Annotated in this window: 13 protein-coding genes; 1 reads left to right on the forward strand and 12 read right to left on the reverse strand. The window is 70.8% G+C overall.

Translation table 11 applies throughout. From position 1 onward, the window contains the following. Positions 1 to 26 precede the first annotated feature (26 nt). Positions 27 to 4532, reverse strand: coding sequence for a glutamate synthase large subunit (gltB, locus tag OHA25_RS45585; RefSeq protein ID WP_327583107.1), 4506 nt, complete (start codon positions 4530 to 4532; stop codon positions 27 to 29). Between the two features lie 483 nt (positions 4533 to 5015). Between gltB and OHA25_RS45590 the strand changes: the two genes are divergently transcribed. Next, a complete protein-coding gene (locus OHA25_RS45590) occupies positions 5016 to 6635 on the forward strand; it encodes a bis-aminopropyl spermidine synthase family protein (RefSeq protein WP_327583108.1) in 1620 nt (539 codons plus the stop codon). Positions 6636 to 6663: 28 nt separating this feature from the next. Here the strand turns inward: OHA25_RS45590 and OHA25_RS45595 are convergent, their stop codons facing one another. From OHA25_RS45595 to trpC, 11 genes are all read right to left on the reverse strand, one after another. Then, positions 6664 to 7251, reverse strand: a complete 588-nt coding sequence (locus OHA25_RS45595; RefSeq protein ID WP_327583109.1) for a hypothetical protein — start codon at positions 7249 to 7251, stop codon at positions 6664 to 6666. A 127-nt stretch (positions 7252 to 7378) separates the two neighbouring features. Beyond that, complete coding sequence (locus tag OHA25_RS45600) at positions 7379 to 8176, reverse strand: hypothetical protein (protein WP_327583110.1); 798 nt, start codon at positions 8174 to 8176, stop codon at positions 7379 to 7381. A gap of 62 nt (positions 8177 to 8238) precedes the next feature. Continuing rightward, positions 8239 to 8397: a hypothetical protein gene (locus tag OHA25_RS45605; RefSeq protein WP_327583111.1), complete on the reverse strand. Its 159-nt coding sequence runs from the start codon at positions 8395 to 8397 to the stop codon at positions 8239 to 8241. Positions 8398 to 9201: 804 nt separating this feature from the next. Further along, on the reverse strand, positions 9202 to 9906 hold the full coding sequence (locus OHA25_RS45610) for a VIT1/CCC1 transporter family protein (protein WP_327583112.1): 705 nt from the start codon (positions 9904 to 9906) through the stop codon (positions 9202 to 9204). Continuing rightward, on the reverse strand, positions 9903 to 11114 hold the full coding sequence (gene lgt / locus OHA25_RS45615; RefSeq protein WP_327583113.1) for a prolipoprotein diacylglyceryl transferase: 1212 nt from the start codon (positions 11112 to 11114) through the stop codon (positions 9903 to 9905). The genes OHA25_RS45610 and lgt overlap by 4 nt, the downstream gene beginning before the upstream one ends. Positions 11115 to 11140: 26 nt before the next feature. Next, positions 11141 to 11893 carry a DsbA family protein gene (locus OHA25_RS45620; RefSeq protein ID WP_327583114.1) on the reverse strand — a complete coding sequence of 251 codons (753 nt, stop codon included), beginning with the start codon at positions 11891 to 11893 and terminating at the stop codon, positions 11141 to 11143. Beyond that, on the reverse strand, positions 11890 to 12366 hold the full coding sequence (locus tag OHA25_RS45625; protein ID WP_305922033.1) for a MauE/DoxX family redox-associated membrane protein: 477 nt from the start codon (positions 12364 to 12366) through the stop codon (positions 11890 to 11892). The genes OHA25_RS45620 and OHA25_RS45625 overlap by 4 nt, the downstream gene beginning before the upstream one ends. 178 nt (positions 12367 to 12544) lie before the next feature. Then, the gene (locus OHA25_RS45630) at positions 12545 to 16474 is read right to left on the reverse strand and encodes an endo-alpha-N-acetylgalactosaminidase family protein (RefSeq protein ID WP_327583115.1); all 3930 of its coding nucleotides are present in this window, start codon (positions 16472 to 16474) and stop codon (positions 12545 to 12547) included. Positions 16475 to 16626: 152 nt separating this feature from the next. Next, on the reverse strand, positions 16627 to 17421 hold the full coding sequence (gene trpA / locus OHA25_RS45635) for a tryptophan synthase subunit alpha (protein ID WP_327583116.1): 795 nt from the start codon (positions 17419 to 17421) through the stop codon (positions 16627 to 16629). Between the two features lie 261 nt (positions 17422 to 17682). Then, complete coding sequence (trpB, locus tag OHA25_RS45640) at positions 17683 to 18888, reverse strand: tryptophan synthase subunit beta (RefSeq protein ID WP_327591140.1); 1206 nt, start codon at positions 18886 to 18888, stop codon at positions 17683 to 17685. Between the two features lie 38 nt (positions 18889 to 18926). Next, a complete protein-coding gene (gene trpC, locus OHA25_RS45645) occupies positions 18927 to 19766 on the reverse strand; it encodes an indole-3-glycerol phosphate synthase TrpC (protein WP_327583117.1) in 840 nt (279 codons plus the stop codon). Positions 19767 to 19769 lie beyond the last annotated feature (3 nt).

Raw genomic sequence — 19769 nt, forward strand, 5'->3', positions numbered from 1 at the left:
ATGGCGGCACGACTCATTACGGCGGGTCATGACTGCACCGCGGCCGCCATGACGGCCTCGTCGATGTCTCTGCCTTCGATGCGGGCGGCCTCGGCGGCTGCCAGCACCCTCTTGTAGTCCGTCGGCATGATCTTGCCGAACCTGGCGACCGCCTGGTCCCACTCCGCCAGCAGCTGCTTGGCGACGGGGGACGCGGTCTCCGCGAAGTGCTTCTCGACGGTCTCCTTGAGGAACTCGGCGTCCTCTTCGGTGAGCGCCTCGATGGCGACCATCTCGCGGTTGACCCGCTCGGGCTTGAGGTCCAGCAGGTACGCGATGCCGCCCGACATGCCGGCCGCGAAGTTGCGCCCGGTGGGGCCGAGGACGATGGCCCGGCCGCCGGTCATGTACTCGCAGCCGTGGTCGCCCACGCCCTCGACGACCGCCGTGGCGCCGGAGTTGCGCACGCAGAACCGCTCGCCCACGACGCCGCGGACGAACGCCTCACCGGACGTGGCCCCGTACAGGGCGACGTTGCCGGCGATGATGTGCCCGTCGAGCGGGGCCTCCTCGTGCGGCCGGACGGTGATCCGCCCGCCGGACAGGCCCTTGCCGAGGTAGTCGTTGGCGTCGCCGGTCAGGCGCAGCGTGATTCCGCGCGGCATGAACGCGCCGAACGAGTTGCCCGCCGAGCCGGTGAAGGAGATGTCGATGGTGTTGTCGGGCAGGCCCGCGCCGCCGTACCGCTTGGTGACCTGGTAGCCGAGCATGGTGCCGACCGTGCGGTTCACGTTGCGGATGGGCAGCTCCAGCGTGACCGGGGTGCGCTCGTTGAGCGCGCCCTCGGCGAGCTGGATCAGCGTGTTGTCCAGCGCGTGCTGCAGGCCGTGGTCCTGCTCGATGACCTTGTGCAGCGCGGTGCCGGCGGGCACCTCGGGCTGGTGCAGGATCGGCGACAGGTCGAGCCCGCTCGCCTTCCAGTGCTCCTCGGCCGCCGTCGTGTCGAGCAGCTCGACGTGGCCGATCGCCTCGTCGAGCGTGCGGAAGCCCAGCTCGGCCAGGTATTCGCGGATCTCCTCGGCAATGAACTCGAAGAAGTTGACCACGAACTCGGGCTTGCCGGTGAAGCGCTTGCGCAGCTCGGGGTTCTGCGTGGCGACGCCCACGGGGCAGGTGTCGAGGTGGCAGACCCGCATCATCACGCAGCCGGAGACGACGAGGGGCGCGGTGGCGAAGCCATACTCCTCGGCGCCGAGCAGCGCGGCGATGACGACGTCGCGGCCGGTCTTGAGCTGGCCGTCGACCTGGACGACGATGCGGTCGCGCAGGTCGTTGAGCAGCAGCGTCTGCTGGGTCTCGGCCAGGCCGAGCTCCCACGGGGCGCCCGCGTGCTTGAGCGAGGTGAGCGGCGAGGCGCCGGTGCCGCCGTCGTGGCCGGAGATGAGCACCACGTCGGCGTGCGCCTTCGACACACCCGCGGCGACCGTGCCGACACCGACCTCGGCGACCAGCTTCACGTGGACCCTGGCCTCCGGGTTGGAGTTCTTCAGGTCGTGGATGAGCTGGGCCAGGTCCTCGATCGAGTAGATGTCGTGGTGCGGCGGCGGCGAGATGAGGCCGACGCCGGGCGTGGAGTGCCGGGTCTTGGCGATCCACGGGTAGACCTTGTGGCCGGGCAGCTGGCCGCCCTCGCCGGGCTTGGCGCCCTGCGCCATCTTGATCTGCAGGTCGGCGGCGTTGACCAGGTATTCGCTGGTGACGCCGAACCGGCCGGAGGCCACCTGCTTGATCGCGGACCGGCGGGCGGGGTCGTAGAGCCGCTCGGGGTCCTCGCCGCCCTCACCGGTGTTGGACTTGCCGCCGAGCTGGTTCATCGCGATGGCGAGCGTCTCGTGCGCCTCCATCGAGATGGAGCCGTACGACATCGCGCCGGTGGAGAACCGCTTGACGATGCTCTCGACGGGCTCGACCTCGTCGATGGGGATCGGGTTGCCCTTGCGCAGCTTGAACAGGCCACGCAGGGTCATCAGCCGCTCCGCCTGGGAGTCCACGAGGTTCGTGTACTCCTTGAAGATCTCGTAGCGGCGCGTCCTGGTGGCGTGCTGCAGCTTGAAGACCGTCTCGGGGTTGAACAGGTGCGGCTCACCCTCGCGCCGCCACTGGTATTCGCCGCCGACCTGGAGCCTGCGGTGGGCGTTCTCGGCCCGCGGGTAGGCGTGCCGGTGCCGCTGCGCGACCTCCTCGGCCAGCACGTCGAAGCCGACGCCGCCCAGGCGCGAGGTGGTGCCGGTGAAGCAGGAGTCGATGACCTCCTGGCTCAGGCCGAGCGCCTCGAAGATCTGCGCGCCGGTGTAGGAGGCCACCGTCGACACGCCCATCTTGGACATGACCTTGATGACGCCCTTGCCGTACGCCTTGATCAGGTTGCGCACGGCCTTGTGCTTGTCGAGCTGCAGGACGCCGGTGTCGACCAGGTCCTCGACGGTCTCGATCGCCAGGTACGGGTTGATCGCGCCGGCGCCGTAGCCGATGAGCAGCGCCATGTGATGGCACTCGCGGGCCTCGGCGGTCTCGACGACCAGACCGATCTTGGTGCGGGTCTTCTCCTGGATCAGGTGGTGGTGCACCGCGCCGGTCACCAGCAGCGACGGGATCGGCGCCAGCGTCTCGGACGAGCCGCGGTCGCTCAGCACGAGGATGCGGGCGCCGTCGGCGATCGCCTGGGACGCCTCGGCCCGGATCTCCTCCAGGCGGCGCAGCAGCGCCTCGCCGCCGCCGGCGACCTCGTACAGGCCGCTGATGACGTGCGGGTGGAAGCCGGGCAGGTCGTGCTCGTCGTTGATGTGGATGATCTTGGCGAGCTCGTCGTTGTCGAGCACCGGGTACGGCAGCACGAGCTGACGGCACGAGCTCGGACCCGGGTCGAGCAGGTTGCCCTCGGGGCCGATGGTGCTGGCCAGGGAGGTGACCAGCTCCTCACGGATGGCGTCCAGCGGCGGGTTGGTGACCTGCGCGAACAGCTGCGTGAAGTAGTCGAACAGCAGCCGCGGCTTCTCGCTCAGCACGGCGACGGGCGTGTCGGTGCCCATCGAGCCGATCGGCTCCTGGCCGGCCTTCGCCATCGGCGACAGGATGATGCGCAGCTCTTCCTCGGTGTAGCCGAAGGTCTGCTGCCGCTTGACGAGCGCCTCGTGCGTGGGGATCTCCCGCTGGCGGGCCGGCAGCTCCTCGAAGCGGACGAGGCCTGCGTGCAGCCACTCCTCGTAAGGCAGCTCGGCGGCCAGCTCGGCCTTGATCTCGTCGTCCTCGATGATCTTGCCGCGGGCGGTGTCGATGAGGAACATCTTGCCGGGCTGCAGGCGGCCCTTGCGGACGACGTCCTCGGGCTTGATGTCCAGCACGCCGGCCTCGGAGGCCAGCACGACCAGGCCGTCGGCGGTCACCCAGAAGCGTCCGGGGCGCAGGCCGTTGCGGTCGAGCACGGCGCCGGCGAGGGTGCCGTCGGTGAAGGTGATCGAGGCGGGGCCGTCCCAGGCCTCCATCATCGAGGAGTGGAACTCGTAGAAGGCCCGGCGGGCCGGGTCCATCTCGGTGTGGTTCTCCCACGCCTCGGGGATCATCATGAGCACGGCGTGCGGGAGGCTGCGGCCGCCGATGTGGAGCAGCTCCAGGGCTTCGTCGAAGCTGGCGGTGTCGCTGCCATCCGGGTCACAGATGGGGAAAAGTCGCGAAATATCGCCCGGGATCTGGGCGGAGGCCAGCATCGCCTCGCGGGCCCGCATCCAGTTGCGGTTGCCCTTGACCGTGTTGATCTCGCCGTTGTGGGCGATGTAGCGGTAGGGGTGCGCCAGCGGCCAGCTGGGGAAGGTGTTGGTGGAGAAACGCGAGTGCACCAGGGCGATCGCGGTCTCGTAGCGCTCGTCGGACAGGTCGGGGAAGAACGGCTCGACCTGGTCGGGGGTGAGCATGCCCTTGTAGACGATCGTGCGCGCCGACAGCGAGGGGAAGTAGACGTCCGCCTCGTGCTCGGCCCTCTTGCGCAGGCAGAACGCCAGCCGGTCCAGCTCCAGCCCCTCGCGCCCGTCGGGGCTCGACACGAACAGCTGGGCGAAGTGCGGCATGACGGCCCGGGCGCTCGGCCCCGGCAGCTCGCGGTCGACCGGCACCTCGCGCCAGCCGAGCACGGTGAGGCCCTCCTCGGCCGCGATCTCCTCGATCAGGCTCGTCGCGACGCTCCTGGCCTGCTCGTCGAACGGCAGGAAGGCGATGCCGGTCGCGTACGCACCCGCGGCGGGCAGCGCGAACGGCACGGTGGTGCGGAAGAAAGTGTCGGGGATCTGCGTCAGAATCCCGGCCCCGTCTCCAGTGTCCGGCTCGCTACCCTTGGCCCCCCGATGATCAAGGTTGCACAGCGCCGTCAGCGCCTTGACCACGATCCCATGCCCCCGGCGTCCCGCGACGTCGGCGACCATGGCGACACCGCAGGCATCGTGCTCGTTGGCGGGGTGGTAGAGGCCCTGGGGCTCGGGGAACCCGAGGTGGGCAGCAGGCATTGAATCCCTCCCGTCGTCATCGTCTGTCTCAAAACCGGCTACAGGCGGGGACGACGTTGGCCCTGCTGCATATCGTGGGTAGAGGTTACCGCACCCTGCCGGAATGGTGCCCGCCACGTCCGCATTGCGAACATTCGAACCCGTCCCAGCATCCGAACTCTCTATCCCAAACCTCGGGCGAGGGCGGCGAAATTCCCCATCTGAGCTGCGATTTACGCCACAGGGAGCGATTTCTGCCCACCATCCGGCCGGCCACCGCCAGGCCTCGCACACGCCGCCCCATCGCTCCCCCTCACCCCTGCAGCCCTTTTCTCCTCGCTGGTTCACCTAGGCCCCTTCTTTCCCTTTGACCTCCAGCGCCGAGTCCGGGGCGAAACCACACGCGATGCCGGGATGACACAACCCGCCGGAAGCCGGCGGCCGGACGGGTCGCCTGCCCGGCGCACAGCAGGGACCGGCCCGCACCCTCGATAGGGTTGCACCATGGAGCGGGTCGGTGCGGAGCGTGACGGTGCAGGTCAGGACCGGACAGAGCGGGAGGGCCTGGAGCGCCTGCTCGACGCCGCGGGTGCGGACAGCAGGCGGCTGCGGCACCTCCTGGCGCTCTTGTGCGACGGCCAGTGGTGGACGCTGCCGGACCTGGTGAGGGCCGGCGCCACGTCGAGGCGTACCATCGAGACCCTGCTCCGCGAGCTCCACCTGGAGCAGGACGGAGACCGCTTCCGGGTGCCGCTCACCCACACCCCCGACTATCAGGACCTCCTCGCCGTGGCGCCCCCGCCCCAGGACCCGGTGGGCCACATGGTCCCCCATTACGCCCACGTGCTGGAACGCCTCACCGCACTCATCGCCGGCGCCCCACACGCCCGTCACGTGCTCGACCACGTCTCCGCCACGCCGGACACCGTGCTGCGACGCGCGCTCCTGCTCGGCGCCCGCTTCTGGCTCCCGGGCACGCGCCTGCTGTGCGTCGGTGACCACGACCTCACCTCGCTGGCCGTCAAACTCGTCCACCCGGAGACGGACGTGACCGTGGTGGACCTCGACGAGCGCATCCTCGCCTACATCGACGACCAGGACCTGGGCGTCCGCACCCGCTGGGCCGACCTGCGCCTCGGCCTGCCGGCCTCGGCCAGGGACCAGGATCTGGCGCTCACCGATCCGCCGTACACGCCGGAGGGCATCGGCCTGTTCGTGGCACGCGCCGTGGAGGGCTTGACCGACAACGGGCGGGTGTTGCTGGCGTACGGGGCGAGCGAGCGCACCCCGATGCTGGCCTTCAAGGTGCAGCAAGCCCTGTCAGAGCTCAACCTGACGTACGAGGCGATTTACCCAGATTTCAATCGCTATTTCGGCGCTGAAGCCATCGGCTCCGCCGCTGACCTGTACGTTCTGCGCCCCACCACCAAGACGCGCCCGGCCGTGACATCCCGCCTGAGCCGCCTGACGACCGCCATCTACACTCAGGGCCCGCAGTCCATCGAAGCCGCCCAGACCACCCCCTCAGCCCCGCAGAAGGCCCATCCAGCCTCTCCGCCCATCCCTGACCTGCCGCCGGACTTCGACGCGGACCTGCTCGTAGGCGACTGGCCGAAAGATCTGAGCCAACCCCGGGTCAAGCTTTCGACCTGGCTGGCCAAGCCCTACGCGGCCACCGCGGACCGCGTGGCGATCGCCGTACCACCCGGGCTGGAGGCCGCCCTCCCCCGCCTGCTCCTGGCCACCCGCGCCGCCCACGTACGCGTCCTCGGGACCTCACTCCCGCCCGTCCCCGACGTGCTGGCCGGCGTCTACAAGCTCAGCGCCGACCTCGGTTCACTCGACGCCGTACGCCTCCCGGCACCGGAAGGCGACGCACCTGGCGTGCTGCGCAGGATCCTGGACAACGGCCACGCCAAGCTGGCCAATACGTGGCGGGAGGGGCTCATCGCGGTGGCCCGCATGCAGGGCACGACGCTCACCAAGAACGAGGCCCGCACTCTCATCCGCGAGGCCGCCCCGTGGTCGGACGACCTCACCCCGCTGGAAGCCCCGCTCCACCGCCTGGCCGCCCTCCCACATGCGGTCGCAGCGACGATCTCGGCCCTCACCACGACAACCTGAGAACGCTCACCACGCCCTGGGAGAGCCGTCAGGTGGCGGCGACGATCCGCCCTTGGACCACACGTCCGAGTCCGTCCAGCGCGACGAGGGCGGCCACCAGTTCCTGCGCGGGCACCGGGCCGCCCACCCAGCTCACTGTTACGTAATGGCCCATGGCACGGGCCTGAGCACGGCTGCCGGCGGCCTCGAACATGATGCCCTGCCGGACGAAGCCGTCCTTGCCCAGCGCCGCCACCAGCGCGTCGGCCGCCCGCCCGTCGCGCAGGTTGAAGATGACGAACTGGCCCGCCACCGCGCTCCCCCTGTACGTGCCCTGCAGCGCTTGCGTGCACCCCAGGGCGGAGGTGCCCCAGAGGACCTCGTCACAGTCGCTGAACTCCTGCGTGGAGTCCAGGCGCATGGTGCCCAGGGTCTGGGTGGCGGGGGTGAAGACCTCTTGCCTGGTCAGCGGCTCGGAGTCGTTCTGCCGGGTGTCGACGGCCGTGTAGAAGGCGGACGTGGACTCGCTGTGGAACGCGGTCGGCCGGGGATCGTCACGCCGCAACCACAGCCACCCGACCACGGCGATGACCACCACGTTGGCGACCACGACGGAGATGACGACACGTCGGGACATCAGCCGACCGCTCCCCTGCAGCTGACAACATTACGGACCCCCATGGCTCGGCGGGGCGTCGGGACACCGGTGTGACGGCCGCTTGGCCGAGCGGACATGAGACCGCGGACACCTGCCTGGGCGGCCATCAGGAGGACGGTCCCGTGATGGAGACGACACGGCGGTAGACGGCCTTCTCGGCCCCGCGCAGGGCCAGCGTGAGTGAGACGAAGTCGTCCTTCGGGCCGGGCTCGGTGCCGTCGATCCTGCCCAGCCACACCAGGCCGACGTAATGGCCGAGGGCGTAACCGCCCGCCTCGGAGTGCCCGCCTGCGGGGAAGGCGCCCTTGGACGAGGTCAGGGGACGTGCCCAGCCGCCGCGGTAAAGCGTCTTCAACGACTCGACCAGCTCGGCGGCCGACTGGCCGTCTTTCAAGTTGAGCAGGGTGTACTGGCCGATGTAGCGGCCGTCGGAGCTGGCGTAGAGTCCGCGCGCGACCTGGGTGCATCCGGCCTCCGACACCCGTTCGATGAGGTTCTCCCCCCACAGCGCGGCCGCGCAGTCGGTGTCGAGCTGCTTGGCGACGAGCTTGAGCTTGAGCTTCTTGGTCACCGCCAGCTCGCTCTGCGCGAACACCTCCTTCTCCGTGAGCGCCCGGCCGTCCTTGGCCCTGTCGGCGAGGGGGTCGAACAGCTTGGGTGAGCCCCACCCGCGAAACACCTGCGGCAACGCGATGTCGGACTCCGGCACGGCGCCGGCCTGCCGTTCGGGCGAGTAGTCGCCGATCGACCCGGCGATGGCCACCAGGCCGGCCCCGCTCGCCAGCACGCCGACGACCGTGGCGATGATGACGAGCAGCCGCTGCTGCTCCGGGCGGAGACCCCAGTCGGTGAGCAACGGGAACTGCCAATCGGAGCGTGGGGTACGCCGCCTCTTGCGGGACACGGCCACACCGGGCCCCTCATCGGCGCTCCTCGCTGATCGGCCACCGGCCTCGACACCGGACATCAACGGGCCGTCATCGTCCCCGGCGTCAGCCGACCGACCACCATCGCCCCTGCCCGCCGCCGCCCGGCCGCCGTCAGCACCAGCCGACCGGCCGCCGTCAGCACCACGAGACCGGGACCGGCCGCCGTCGGCGAAATGATCCGCTGGCGGCCCCCCATTGCCGAAACCGGCCGCAACCTGACGACCTTCACCCGTCGACAACGGGCCACCCTCACCGGCGCCCGCCGACGAGCGGCCGCCCTCACTGAAGCTCGCCGACGCCCGGCCGCCGTCAACACCAGCCGACCGGCCGCCCTCACCGAAACCCGCCGACGACCGGCTGCGCCTTCCGGCGCGGTACGACGACCGACGGCCCTCGCCCGCATCCCCCAGCGACGCACCACTCTCGCCACCCGAGGCGGCGGGGTAACCGCGCTGCTCGGCATTCGTCGCCGTCCCGCTGCGGGCAGCCGCGGCTCGTTCACCGCGGTCAGCGCTGGTCATCGAATGGCGACCACCGGCCGACGCCGCACCACCATGCCCGACCGGCGCCGCGCTGCCATATCCCGCCGCCGTTGGCAGGGGCCCGGCGACCGCAGCGTTGCCGAACCCGCCCGCCGCCTGCTCAAAGCCACCGGCAGCGCCGCCATGCGCACCCGCCGACCAGCCGCCGTAATCACCACCCGAACGGCCGCCACCAGCCTGGCCGCCGCCGTCCATGCCCGTTCCCGAACGGCCACCACCACTCGGCGCCCCGCCGCCGGGCACACCTCGGACCGGCGAGCCCCCGCCAGGCGGACCCCCGACCGGCAAGCCCTCACCAGGCGGACCCCCGACCGGCAAGCCCCCGCCAGCCGGACCCCCGACCGGTGCACCACCGCCGAACGCACTACCCCCCGGGACGCTCCCGCTGAGGCCCGTCTCGTCCGTCCCCGGTGCCGGGTGGCCTCCCTTGGGACGGGATCCGGCTCGTCTGCGGGCCATCACAGCCCCGTCGCCCCGATCAGACTGCCCACGCCAAAGGTGACTCCAGCCGCCCCTCCGCCCACCACGAGCTGACGCAGCCCCGAATACCACCAGCTGCGCGCCGTGATGGCCGACACCATCGCACCCGCCGCGAACAGCGCCACGCAGGACACCACTGCCGACACCACCAGCCCCTCGGCCCCGAACACGTACGGCAGCAGCGGGAGCACCGCGCCCACCGCGAAGGCCAGGAACGATGACACCGCGGCCACCATCGGCGACGGCAGCTCACCCGGGACGACGCCGAGCTCGGTGCGGGTGTGGACCTCCAGCGCCCGGTCCGGGTTCTGGGAGATCTGCCTGGCCACCTCGGCGGCCAGTCCCGGCTCCACACCCTTGTCGACGAAGGTCTGAGCCAGCTCGGCCCGCTCGTCGTCGGGGTGGCGGTCGAGCTCGCGCCGCTCGACGGCGATCTCGGCCTGGGCGAGCTCACGCTGGCTGGCCACCGAGACGTATTCGCCGCCCGCCATGGACAGGGCCCCGGCGGCCAGTCCGGCGACGCCGCCGAGGGCGATGACCTTGGTGTTCGCGGTGCCGCCCGCGACACCCGCGATGAGCGCGAAGTTCGACACCAGGCCGTCCATCGCGCCGAACACCGAGGGCCGCAACCAGCCCCCAGTGACGTCGCGATGCTGGTGGTGGGCCTCCGCGCGGCCACTCATCGCGAATTCTTCCCCTTGCTCACGGCTTCAGGTCGGTCGGCAGGCTCGGCTTCGGCACGGTCGGCAGCGGCGGTGTTCGTGTCCGAAGGGTCGGAAGTGTCCGCCCGGCCGCCCTCGGTCCCGCTGCCCTCAGCCTCACCGGCCCCGGTCGTGTCGTCGCCCGGCGTGCCGCTCTCGTCCGCCCCGGTCTCAGCCGCGGTGTCAGCCGTTGCCTTGCTCCCGTCCTCCCCGGTCGCGTCCGCGGCGTCATCGCTCCGCTCGGCCGCCTCCGCGGCAACGGGGTCGCCGGTGGCGGGGTCGCCGTCCTCGGTGGTCGTGTCCGGGGAATCGGCGTCGGCCTGGTCGGCCGGGTGTGCCGGATCCGCCTCGGTGGCGGACGGCGGCACGACGACCTCCACGCCCTGCTTGTTCCTGGTCGCCCAGAAGTAGACCAGCGCCCCGACGAACAACACGATCGACGTCCACTGGTTGATCCGCAGCCCGAGGAACGTCACCGCGTGGTCCACCCCGCCGACCGGGTCGATGCGCAGCCCCTCGATCCAGAAGCGGCCCAGCGTGTAGCCGGCGACGTAGAGGGCGAACAGCCGCCCGTGGTGCAGCGCGAACCGCCGGCCCGCGAAGATGAGCGCGAAGCCGAGCGCCACGTCCCAGATCGACTCGTACAGGAAGGTCGGGTGGTAGAGCACGCCGGGCTCTCCCCCGTGGTCGGCGTCGATCTCCAGCCCCCACGGCAGCGTGGTCGGCGAGCCGTAGAGCTCCTGGTTGAACCAGTTGCCCCACCGGCCGATGCCTTGCGCGAAGGCGATGCCGGGCGCGACCGTGTCGGCCATCGCGCTGAAGGAGATGCCGCGCCTGCGCACGGCCAGCCAGACGCCGAGGCCGCCGAGCGCGATCGCGCCCCAGATGCCGAGGCCGCCCTCCCAGATGAACAGCGCCTGGTAAGGCTCCTTGATCGCACGGCTGCCGAAGTAGGTCTGCCAGTCCGTGATGACGTGGTAGAGGCGTCCGCCGATGAGGCCGAAGATGACCGCGGGGACGGCGATGTCGACGATCGTCCCCTTCTGGCCGCCGCGGGCGCGCCAGCGCCGCTCGCTCAACCAGACGGCGACGACAACGCCGAGCACGATGCACAGCGCATAAGCCCGGATCGGGATGATTCCGAGATACCAGACCCCCTCAGAGGGGCTGGGAATCGAGGCAAGGGGCATGTCAGGTGAGGGTAGCGGAAGCGAGGCTACTTAGCCGCCTTCGTAATCTGTTCGCGCAGTTGCTGCGGACTGAAGACTACCGCATTGTCCATTTCCGTTCCGTTCAACTTCACCGTCGGCGTATGGGTCAGCTTCTGCTCCTTCATGATCTTCTCACTGTACGACAGCTGTGCCTGGGCGTGCTTGCCCGACGTGACGCACTGCTGGAAGTCCGGCGCGGTCACCCCGGACTCCTTGCCCCACTGCACGAGCTGGTCGTTCTTGAAGCCTTCGGCGGTCTCGGACGGCTGGTTCGCGAAGAGCAGGCCGTGGAAGGCCATCCACTGCTTGCCGTCCGCGATGCAGCGGGCGGCGTTGCCCGCGCGTACGGAGTTGGACTTGGTCGGCTCCTGAGAGAAGATCGTGATGGGGTGGTAGACGACCTTGGCCTTGCCCTCGGCGGCGAGGTTCTTGAACGTCTGCCCGCTGACCCGCTCGGCCTCCTTGCAGGCCGGGCACTGGAAGTCCTCGTAGATGTCGACGACGGGCTTCGTGACGCCGTTCTGGGCCATCACGACGCTGCCGTCGGGCTGCACGGTGATCGGCGCGAGCCCTGCCGCGGCCTGCTCCGGGCTCGAGGTGGTGGCCGCGTACAACCAGTAGAGCCCGACCGCGGCCACCGCGACCACGCCGGCGGTCACGTACGTCACGATTCGCCGGCGCTTGTCGCGCGCCCGTGCGGCGGCCTGCTGCTCCTTGATCTTCTCGCGCGCGGACCGCGTCTTCGAATCCTTGCTCATCGGTCGTCCTCCTCGTCGTCTGCACTGTCGCCCCCCAGGCCGAGGGCTCCGTCGAGCGCGAAGCGGCCCGGCGGGAAACGGACGATCCAGGCGCCGAGCAACACGAGGCCGAAGTCACGCAGGATGTCGAGCAGGTAGGTGGGCTCCTGCCCCTTCCCCAGCTGGCCGCCGCCGCCGAAACAGCCGCAGTCGATCCGCAGGCCGTTCGCCCACGCCCAGGCGATGCCGAACACGAACGCGAACATGAGCAGCCCCGCGATCACGGCGGCCACCCTGGTCAGCAGACCGACGACCAGCAGCACGCCCACGACGATCTCCAGAATCGGCAGGATGTAGCCCACCGGGACGGCGATCGACTCGGGCAGCAGCTGGTAAGCCTTGACCGCCACGACGGAGTCCGACGGGTTGCCGATCTTGAGCGCGCCCGCTGCGATCAACACTCCGCCGAGAACGAGCCGTGCGACGGTCGTCACCCAGGGTATCGCTCTCCTGGCGTTGTGTGATGGTTGCGACGCGGCCACGGGTCACTCTCCTCTGCCTCTGTGCCGGGAGGCGCACAGTATCGGGTTCCATCCGATCATGCCGAGGATAAGCGCCAGCTAAGCGGCTTTTCCATGCCCTGAGCTGGGCTTTTGCTGGGAGATGCCCGGTTCAGCCGCAGGTGAGCCTGGCCTCCCCCCAGTCGGCGTGGTCGTTGCCGTTCCCGTCGCCCGCGTCGTCGGCCACGAGGTCCACGTACCGGGCGCCGGCCAGATCGGCGACGAGCTCGTAGGCCGGGTCGGCGGCCCGCAGTACCGGGCTGCGCGCCCGCTCCACGCCGTCGGCCACCACGCCGAACCGCACCGACCCCCGGGTGGCCTGCACGTCGTCCACGCCGACGAACGCGCTGAACCCCGAGCACTGCCCGTTCAGGTAGAAGCGGATCTTGGCGGGGGCGTGCGTGCCGAGGCCCTTGGCGAAGGTCCGTCCGCCGATGACGAGAGGTCCGCCGTCGGCCTCGCCGGTGTCGCCGTTGGACCGGTCGCGCTCGACGGGCCCCCAGCCGTTGCCGGCGCTGACCCACTCCAGGTCGCTGGCGTAGGCGTCGGCCTGGGGAGGCGGCGGCAGGGTCCGTACGCGTGCCGAGGCCGTCAGCGTCCTGGCCGCGCCGCCCACCGTGTAGGACACGACGGCCTTCAGGTCGTAGAAGTCGTAGGGAGCGTCGGCGGGCGGGGTGACCTTCCATGTCGTGGTGAGCCGGCCGCCGGGCTCGACGGTCCCGGTCCCGTCGCCGGCGACGGCCCAGCCCTGCGGCGCCTCCAGCGTCACCCGCGTCTCTGTCGCCGCCGCGTCCTCCCGGTTGGTGAACACGGTGGTGACCTCGTTCGCGGCGCCCTGCTCGAACGCCGCCGAGGCGGGCGTCAGCTCCAGCGACCCGCAGGCTGTATCTGATGGTCGCGCTCGCACGGGGCTCCGCTGGTCACGCAAGCTACCGCTCTCCGCCCCAGGCTCACGCTCCGGCGCGTCCTGCGCGGGCCCGAGGTCAGTGACGGAGAAGTCGTCCAGGATGAAGTCGGCCCCGGCATGCTCGGGCCGGAGCGAGCGCAGCCCGACCCACACGTCGCCGCAGCCGCCGACCACCCGCTCGGTGAAGGTGGCCGTGGTCCGCCGCTCGGGGATCGGCGTGCGCCGCGTCTCGACGCTCGCGCCGCCCGCGTCGTAGCCGGTCACCCACTGGTACGTGTCCGCCTGCGCGTTCTGGTAGCCGAACGACACCTCGTAGGCGCGCCCGGGCTCGAATCGCGCGGTCCAGGGCAGCGTACGGTAGATCAGCCCCTGCCGCTCCTCGTGGGCCTTGAGCGACCAGTCGCCGTTCAGCACGTCGTCGACCGCCTTGCCGTTCCACCCGGCCTGCGTGTACGGCTCATGCCGCTCGGCCAGGTGGGTGCGCGCGTCGAACGACCCGCCCGCGTCCCCCTTCACGAACGGCCCCCACCCGGGCTCGGCCGACTCGAACGTCTCGACCCGGCCCGGCGGCTCCCGCAGGAACACCCGCACGTCGTCCACGCGCACGTCCCCGGCCGCGTCGGCGGCCGTGATCCGCAGCGTGGCCGCCCGGCCTGCCGCCGTGAACGTGACCTTGACCCGCTGGAAGAAGGTGTCGTGCTTCTCGTCCGAGGCGATGTAGTTCTTGGCCGTGGACCGGTCGATCGTCACCGCCGCCCCACCCGTCTCCAGCGTGGTCGCACGCGTCTTACCCGGCTCGACCTCGACGAACGCCGACGCGGTGTACGTGCGGCCCGGCTCCAGACCCGTCAGCCGCTGCTCAAGCCGCGCCTGGGCCCCGCCGGCCAGCCGGGCCACCCGATGGCCCAGCCCGTTCCTCTCGACGCTCACAGGCCCGCTGACACGCCATCCGTCGAGACGGTCAGAGTTGAAGCCGGGGTCGTGCACGCCGCTGCCCTGTCCCCACCCGGGATCGGGCAGCTTGGGCGCCTTGCCCGGGTAGAGCACATACGGCACACCGGCCTCGGCCCGCAGCGTGATCTTCCCACCCGCCGGGGTGACCGTGCCCGCGGGGACGCGGCCCTGGTCGGTGAGCTTGTAGACGGTCATCGGCCGGTCGGCGTCCCACGTGGTCTCACCGCCCGCCGGGTTGTAGTGGTAGTACTTGCCCTGCCACGGCAGCAGGTACGTGCCGCCGTCGAGCACCTTGCGCCCGCCCGCGAACCACTCCCGCCGGCCGCTGCGGTTCGTGCCGCGCACGCCGCCGGTGAAGACGATCTCGTCGGCGTTCCAGTCCATGATCTTGTGGTGTTGCAGGAACTTGGCCGGCAGGTTGTGCTCCCAGATGTTGCGGAAGAAGGCGGTGAAGTCGTTCTCCGCCGTCCAGCCCTCGAACTCGACGATGCGGGCGTTGCCGAGGATCGGGTGCGCGTTCCAGACGTCCTTCTCGTCGTTGCGGATGAACCGGATGATCTGGGAGTTCAGCCCTTTGTTGGTGACCCCGCCGTAGTTGAGGTCGTTGGCCCAGTGTGCCCACAGCGACGACCGTTCCAGTTTGTCCGACCATTCTGTGGTGACCTGCCAGCCTTGCGCGCGCAGCTCCGCGAGCGTGCGGTCGGCGACCCAGCCGAACGGCCGGAACACGTCCACGTACAGCACCGCGAGGTTCCTGTCGGTCTCCTCGCGCAGCTGCGCGAACCTTCTGGCGAGCGTTCCCCTGGTGAGGTCGCCGCGCTGGTCGATCAGGTACGCCTGGTCGAGCCAGTTCCAGCCCTTGGCGTCCTTGTCGACGAGCTGCTCGCTGAAGCTCTTGGCCTCGGGGTAGGACTCGGTGGCGTTGACGTGCACGCCGAACGTGGCGTTCCAGCCCTTGCCGCTCTTGAGCAGCGTGTTGAGGTCCTTCAGGCCGCCGGCGCGGCGGTTGTAGTTGCCGCCGTAGTCGGGGTGCGCCGCGTCGTGCCCTTCGGACTGGTAGCCCTTGAGCAGTGCCAGCTGGCCGAGCCCGTCGGTGGCCAGCGAGATCCGCTTGATGTCGTCGAGCGTGCGCAGGAACGGGTGCGTGGCCTGGCTGGAGAAGTTGAACGGGATGTGGATCACCACCCGGTCCCTGGTCCGCTCCGCTCCGAGCGCCTTGACTCCGATGCCCCGGAAGGCGACCGCGCCGTCCTGCCAGTCCAGCGTCCCGTCGCCGTTGGCGTCGGGGGTGACCACGACCTTGGCCCAGGGCGGTTCCTCGGTGAACGGCGAGCCCGCCGCCCGGTAGGTCCACTGCCCGCTCCACACCCCCACCGTGACCGTCCCGGCCGCGTCTTTCCTGGCCTGGTGCCAGAACCTGGCGGCGTCCCGGTCGGTGACGCCCGAGGGGCGGTCATAGGTGGAGTTCGACTCGATCGCCGCGGCCAGCCGGTCGGTGTTCACGATCGCGTACGTCGCCCCGACCGGGGCCGCATCAGCCGCCGTGTCCCCGGTGACCTGGGCGAACACGTCGGCGGTGCGAGTCGAGTTCGGGTCGAGTCTGGTGAACGCGGTGGCGGCGCCCGGCTGTGCGCTCGAGACCGACACCAGGTCGTGGCCGGGCAGGTCGATCGTGCCGACGCGGAACCCCTCGGTGTCGGCCACCGAGTCGATCCTGAACGTCGTCACCCGGCCCTTGACGCCGATGCTCGCTCCCAGCGCGACACCTGGCAGGTCGGGGAAGGTCAGCCGGTAGCGGGCGGTCGCGCCGTCGTTCCCGGACAGCGCCACGGCGGCGGTGCGCGGCTGGCCGTTCAGCACGACGGCGGGCACACCCGCGCTGCCGCCGAGCTTCGCGCCGCTCGCCACGTCGGTGTAGCCCAGGACGCGCGGGAAGGCCGGGTCCAGCTCCACGCGTAAGTCCGCCGACCCGATCGTGATCGGCTCGGCCACCTGGGCGGGCGCGGGCGGCACGTTCTGCGCCGTGGGGCTGGGCGGCGGCGGGCCGGTCGGCGAGGAGTCAGGGGATGGCAGCTCGTACGTGGGCGACGGAGCCGGCGGGGCCGGGTCGGCGAGCGCCGGGGCGGCCATGGCCGTGGCCGCGAGTGCGAGGGCTGCTAAAACAACGGGACCTTGACGCATAGGTGTCCTTCCGGGTCATGCGTCACACCGTTCGGGAGCCCCGATCATCACCCGGCACGGCACCGCCCGCCAAGAACCTACGCGCCAGATCTTTGCGCTATCTGACAAAATTGGTCAAGCGCGACACCGAGAGGAGCCGCGCTGCGCAAACCTCAGCGGCGCATGCCTTGGGCCATGTCCTTGGCCAGCACGGCGATCGACTCCCGCCCGGCGGCCTCGTCGGGCGCGTCCAGGATGCGCCGGATGAACGCCGACCCCACGATGACCCCGTCGGCGTAGGCCGCCACCTCGGCCGCCTGCGCGCCCGTGCCCACTCCGAGGCCCACGCACACCGGCAGATCCGTGTGCGCTCGCGTCCGCTTGACCAGGCCTTCAGCGGCGACGTTGACGCTTTCCCTGGCGCCCGTGACCCCCATCAGCGACGCCGCGTACACGAAGCCGGTGCAGCAGTCGACGACGGCCTTGATGCGGTCCTCCGTCGAACTGGGCGCCACCAGGAACACGGTGTCGATGCCGGCGCTCGCCGAGGCGGCGCGCCACGGCTCGGACTCCTCGGGCGTCAGGTCGGGCGTGATCGTGCCCACCCCGCCGGCGTTGGCCAGGTCGCGGGCGAAGCGCTCGGCGCCGTATTTGTCGACCGGGTTCCAGTAGGTCATGACGAGCGTGGCGGCACCGGTGGCGGCCACGCCCTCGACCGTGCGCATGACATCGGCGATGCGCGTGCCGTTGGTCAGCGACCTGTGCACAGCGTCCTGGATCGTCGGCCCGTCCATGAGCGGGTCGGAGTAGGGCAGGCCGATCTCGATGACGTCGCAGCCGGCCTCCACCAGGGCCGCGGCGGCGGCGACGTCGCCTCCCTTGGAGGGGAAGCCCGCGGGCAGGTAGCCGACGAGCGCGGCCCGGTTGTCCGCCTTCGCCTTGGCGAACACCGTCTGAAGAGTCGTCATGTCTGTCCGTTCCAAAGGTCTAGTCCCACCATGATGCCCCGCCGTCACGCCGGCCCGAAATCCTCCGCGCCGCCGCGCCGGCGGGCGTGCGACCCGGCCCGGAGAGCGGCCATCCCGGCCGCCGCCGGTCCCTCGCCCCCGCCGTACGTCAGGCAAGGCCATTCGGGGGTGAGCTCCTCTGCTGAGGGCGGGTGGGATGTGGCGATCCTCGCCCGCCGGTCTCGCCGCGATGAGGAGCGAGCGCGGACTGGCGCGGGCCCGCTAGAGGTTGAAGTATTTCATCGCCGTGCCCATGTCCTTGTCGCCGCGCCCGGAGAGGTTGACCAGGAGGGTCGCCTCCGGGCCGAGCTCGCGCCCGAGCCGCAGCGCTCCCGCCAGGGCGTGGGAGGACTCGATGGCGGGGATGATGCCCTCGGTCCTGGCCAGCATCGAGAAGGCGGCCATCGCCTCGTCGTCGGTGACGCCGTGGTAGGTCGCGCGTCCCGAGTCCTTGAGCCAGGCGTGCTCGGGGCCGACGCCCGGGTAGTCGAGCCCGGCCGAGATGGAGTGGGACTCGATGGTCTGGCCCTCGTCGTCCTGCAGCACGTAGGTGCGCGAGCCGTGCAGCACGCCGACCGAGCCGGCGGTGAGCGTGAGCGCGTGCTCGCCGCTGTCCAGGCCGTGCCCGGCGGCCTCGTAGCCGTGCAACTGGACGGCCTCGTCGCCGAGGAACGCGTGGAAGATGCCGATCGCGTTGCTGCCGCCGCCGACCGCCGCGCACACCGCGTCGGGCAGCTTGCCGGTCAGCTCCAGCATCTGGCGGCGGGCCTCGACGCCGATGATGCGGGCGAAGTCGCGCACGATCTCGGGGAACGGGTGCGGCCCCGCCACCGTGCCGAACAGGTAGTGGGTGGTGTCGACGTTGGTCACCCAGTCGCGGAACGCCTCGTTGATGGCGTCCTTCAGGGTCTGCGAGCCGTTCGTCACCGGAACCACGGTGGCGCCGAGCAGCTTCATCCTGGCCACGTTGAGCGCCTGGCGCTCGCAGTCGACGGCGCCCATGTAGATGACGCACTCCAGGCCGAGCAGCGCCGCGGCGGTGGCGGTGGCCACGCCGTGCTGGCCTGCGCCGGTCTCGGCGATCACCCGCTTCTTGCCCAGCCGCTTGGTCAGCAGCGCCTGGCCGAGCACATTGTTGATCTTGTGGGCGCCGGTGTGGGTGAGGTCCTCGCGCTTGAGGATGATCCTGGCGCCGCCGGCCTGCTCACTGAAGCGCGGCACGTCGGTCAGCGTGGTGGGCCGGCCCGCGTAGGTCCGCAGCAGGTGGTCGAACTCGCGGAGGAACTCCGGGTCGCTCTTGGCCTTGTCGTAGACCGCGGCCACCTCGTCCAGCGCCGGGATGAGCGCCTCGGGCACGAACCGGCCGCCGAAGATGCCGAACTTGCCGTGCACGTCGGGGTCGTCCCCGTGCGCGCCGTTGCCCGCCAGGTCCGCGGCGGTCAGGATGGTGCCTTCGTTTGCCACTGCTATCCCTCTGCTGAGTGGTCGGGGCGCGTCGACGGATGGGCGCCGGCGGTCACCAGCGCCTCCACTGCCTTGCGCGGGTCCTTGCCGGTGACCAGGCTCTCCCCCACCAGGACGGCGTCGGCACCGCCCCTGGCATAGGCGAGCAGGTCGTGCGGGCCGCGGACGCCCGACTCGGCAATCTTGATCACATTATCGGGGATCTTCGGCGCCAGCTTCGCGAAGACCTCGCGGTCGACCTCGAGCGTCTTCAGATTGCGGGCGTTGACCCCGATGACCCGGGCGCCTGCGGCGACCGCCCGCTCGAGCTCCTCCTCGGTGTGCACCTCGACGAGAGGGGTGAGCCCGATCGACTCCGACCGCTCGATCAGCGACACCAGGGCCTCCTGCTCCAGGCAGACGACCATCAGCAGCGCCAGGTCGGCGCCGTGGGCCCTGGCCTCCCACAGCTGGTAGGAGGTCAGGATGAAGTCCTTGCGCAGGATCGGGATGTCGACCCTGGCGCGGACCGCGGCCAAGTCGTCGAGACTGCCGCCGAACTTGCGGCGCTCGGTCAGCACACTGATGACGTGCGCGCCGCCGGCTTCGTAGTCGGCCGCCAGCGCGGCGGGGTCGGCGATCGCGGCCAGCGCGCCCTTGGACGGGCTCGAGCGCTTGACCTCGGCGATCACCGAGATCCTGTCACCCCCGAGCGCGGCCATCGCGTCTCTGGGCGGCTGCGCCCGCTCGGCCCGCTGCTTGAGCTCGTCCATGGACACGGCCTGCTGGCGTGCGGCGAGGTCGGCGCGCACCCCGTCGAGGATGTCGTCGAGGACACTCGGTCCTTCCGTCCGCTCACTCACGCG

This window comes from Nonomuraea sp. NBC_00507 (assembly GCF_036013525.1).
In the GTDB taxonomy this organism is placed as follows: domain Bacteria; phylum Actinomycetota; class Actinomycetes; order Streptosporangiales; family Streptosporangiaceae; genus Nonomuraea.

Bases quoted from the DNA above. Each gene is read 5' to 3' on its own strand.
- lgt (WP_327583113.1), bottom strand. From the start codon at position 11,114: ATGCCCCTTGCCTCGATTCCCAGCCCCTCTGAGGGGGTCTGGTATCTC.
- OHA25_RS45620 (WP_327583114.1), bottom strand. From the start codon at position 11,893: ATGAGCAAGGATTCGAAGACGCGGTCCGCGCGCGAGAAGATCAAGGAG.
- OHA25_RS45630 (WP_327583115.1), bottom strand. From the start codon at position 16,474: ATGCGTCAAGGTCCCGTTGTTTTAGCAGCCCTCGCACTCGCGGCCACG.
- OHA25_RS45590 (WP_327583108.1), top strand. From the start codon at position 5,016: ATGGAGCGGGTCGGTGCGGAGCGTGACGGTGCAGGTCAGGACCGGACA.
- OHA25_RS45605 (WP_327583111.1), bottom strand. From the start codon at position 8,397: ATGGGGGGCCGCCAGCGGATCATTTCGCCGACGGCGGCCGGTCCCGGT.
- gltB (WP_327583107.1), bottom strand. From the start codon at position 4,532: ATGCCTGCTGCCCACCTCGGGTTCCCCGAGCCCCAGGGCCTCTACCAC.
- OHA25_RS45595 (WP_327583109.1), bottom strand. From the start codon at position 7,251: ATGTCCCGACGTGTCGTCATCTCCGTCGTGGTCGCCAACGTGGTGGTC.
- OHA25_RS45610 (WP_327583112.1), bottom strand. From the start codon at position 9,906: ATGAGTGGCCGCGCGGAGGCCCACCACCAGCATCGCGACGTCACTGGG.
- trpA (WP_327583116.1), bottom strand. From the start codon at position 17,421: ATGACGACTCTTCAGACGGTGTTCGCCAAGGCGAAGGCGGACAACCGG.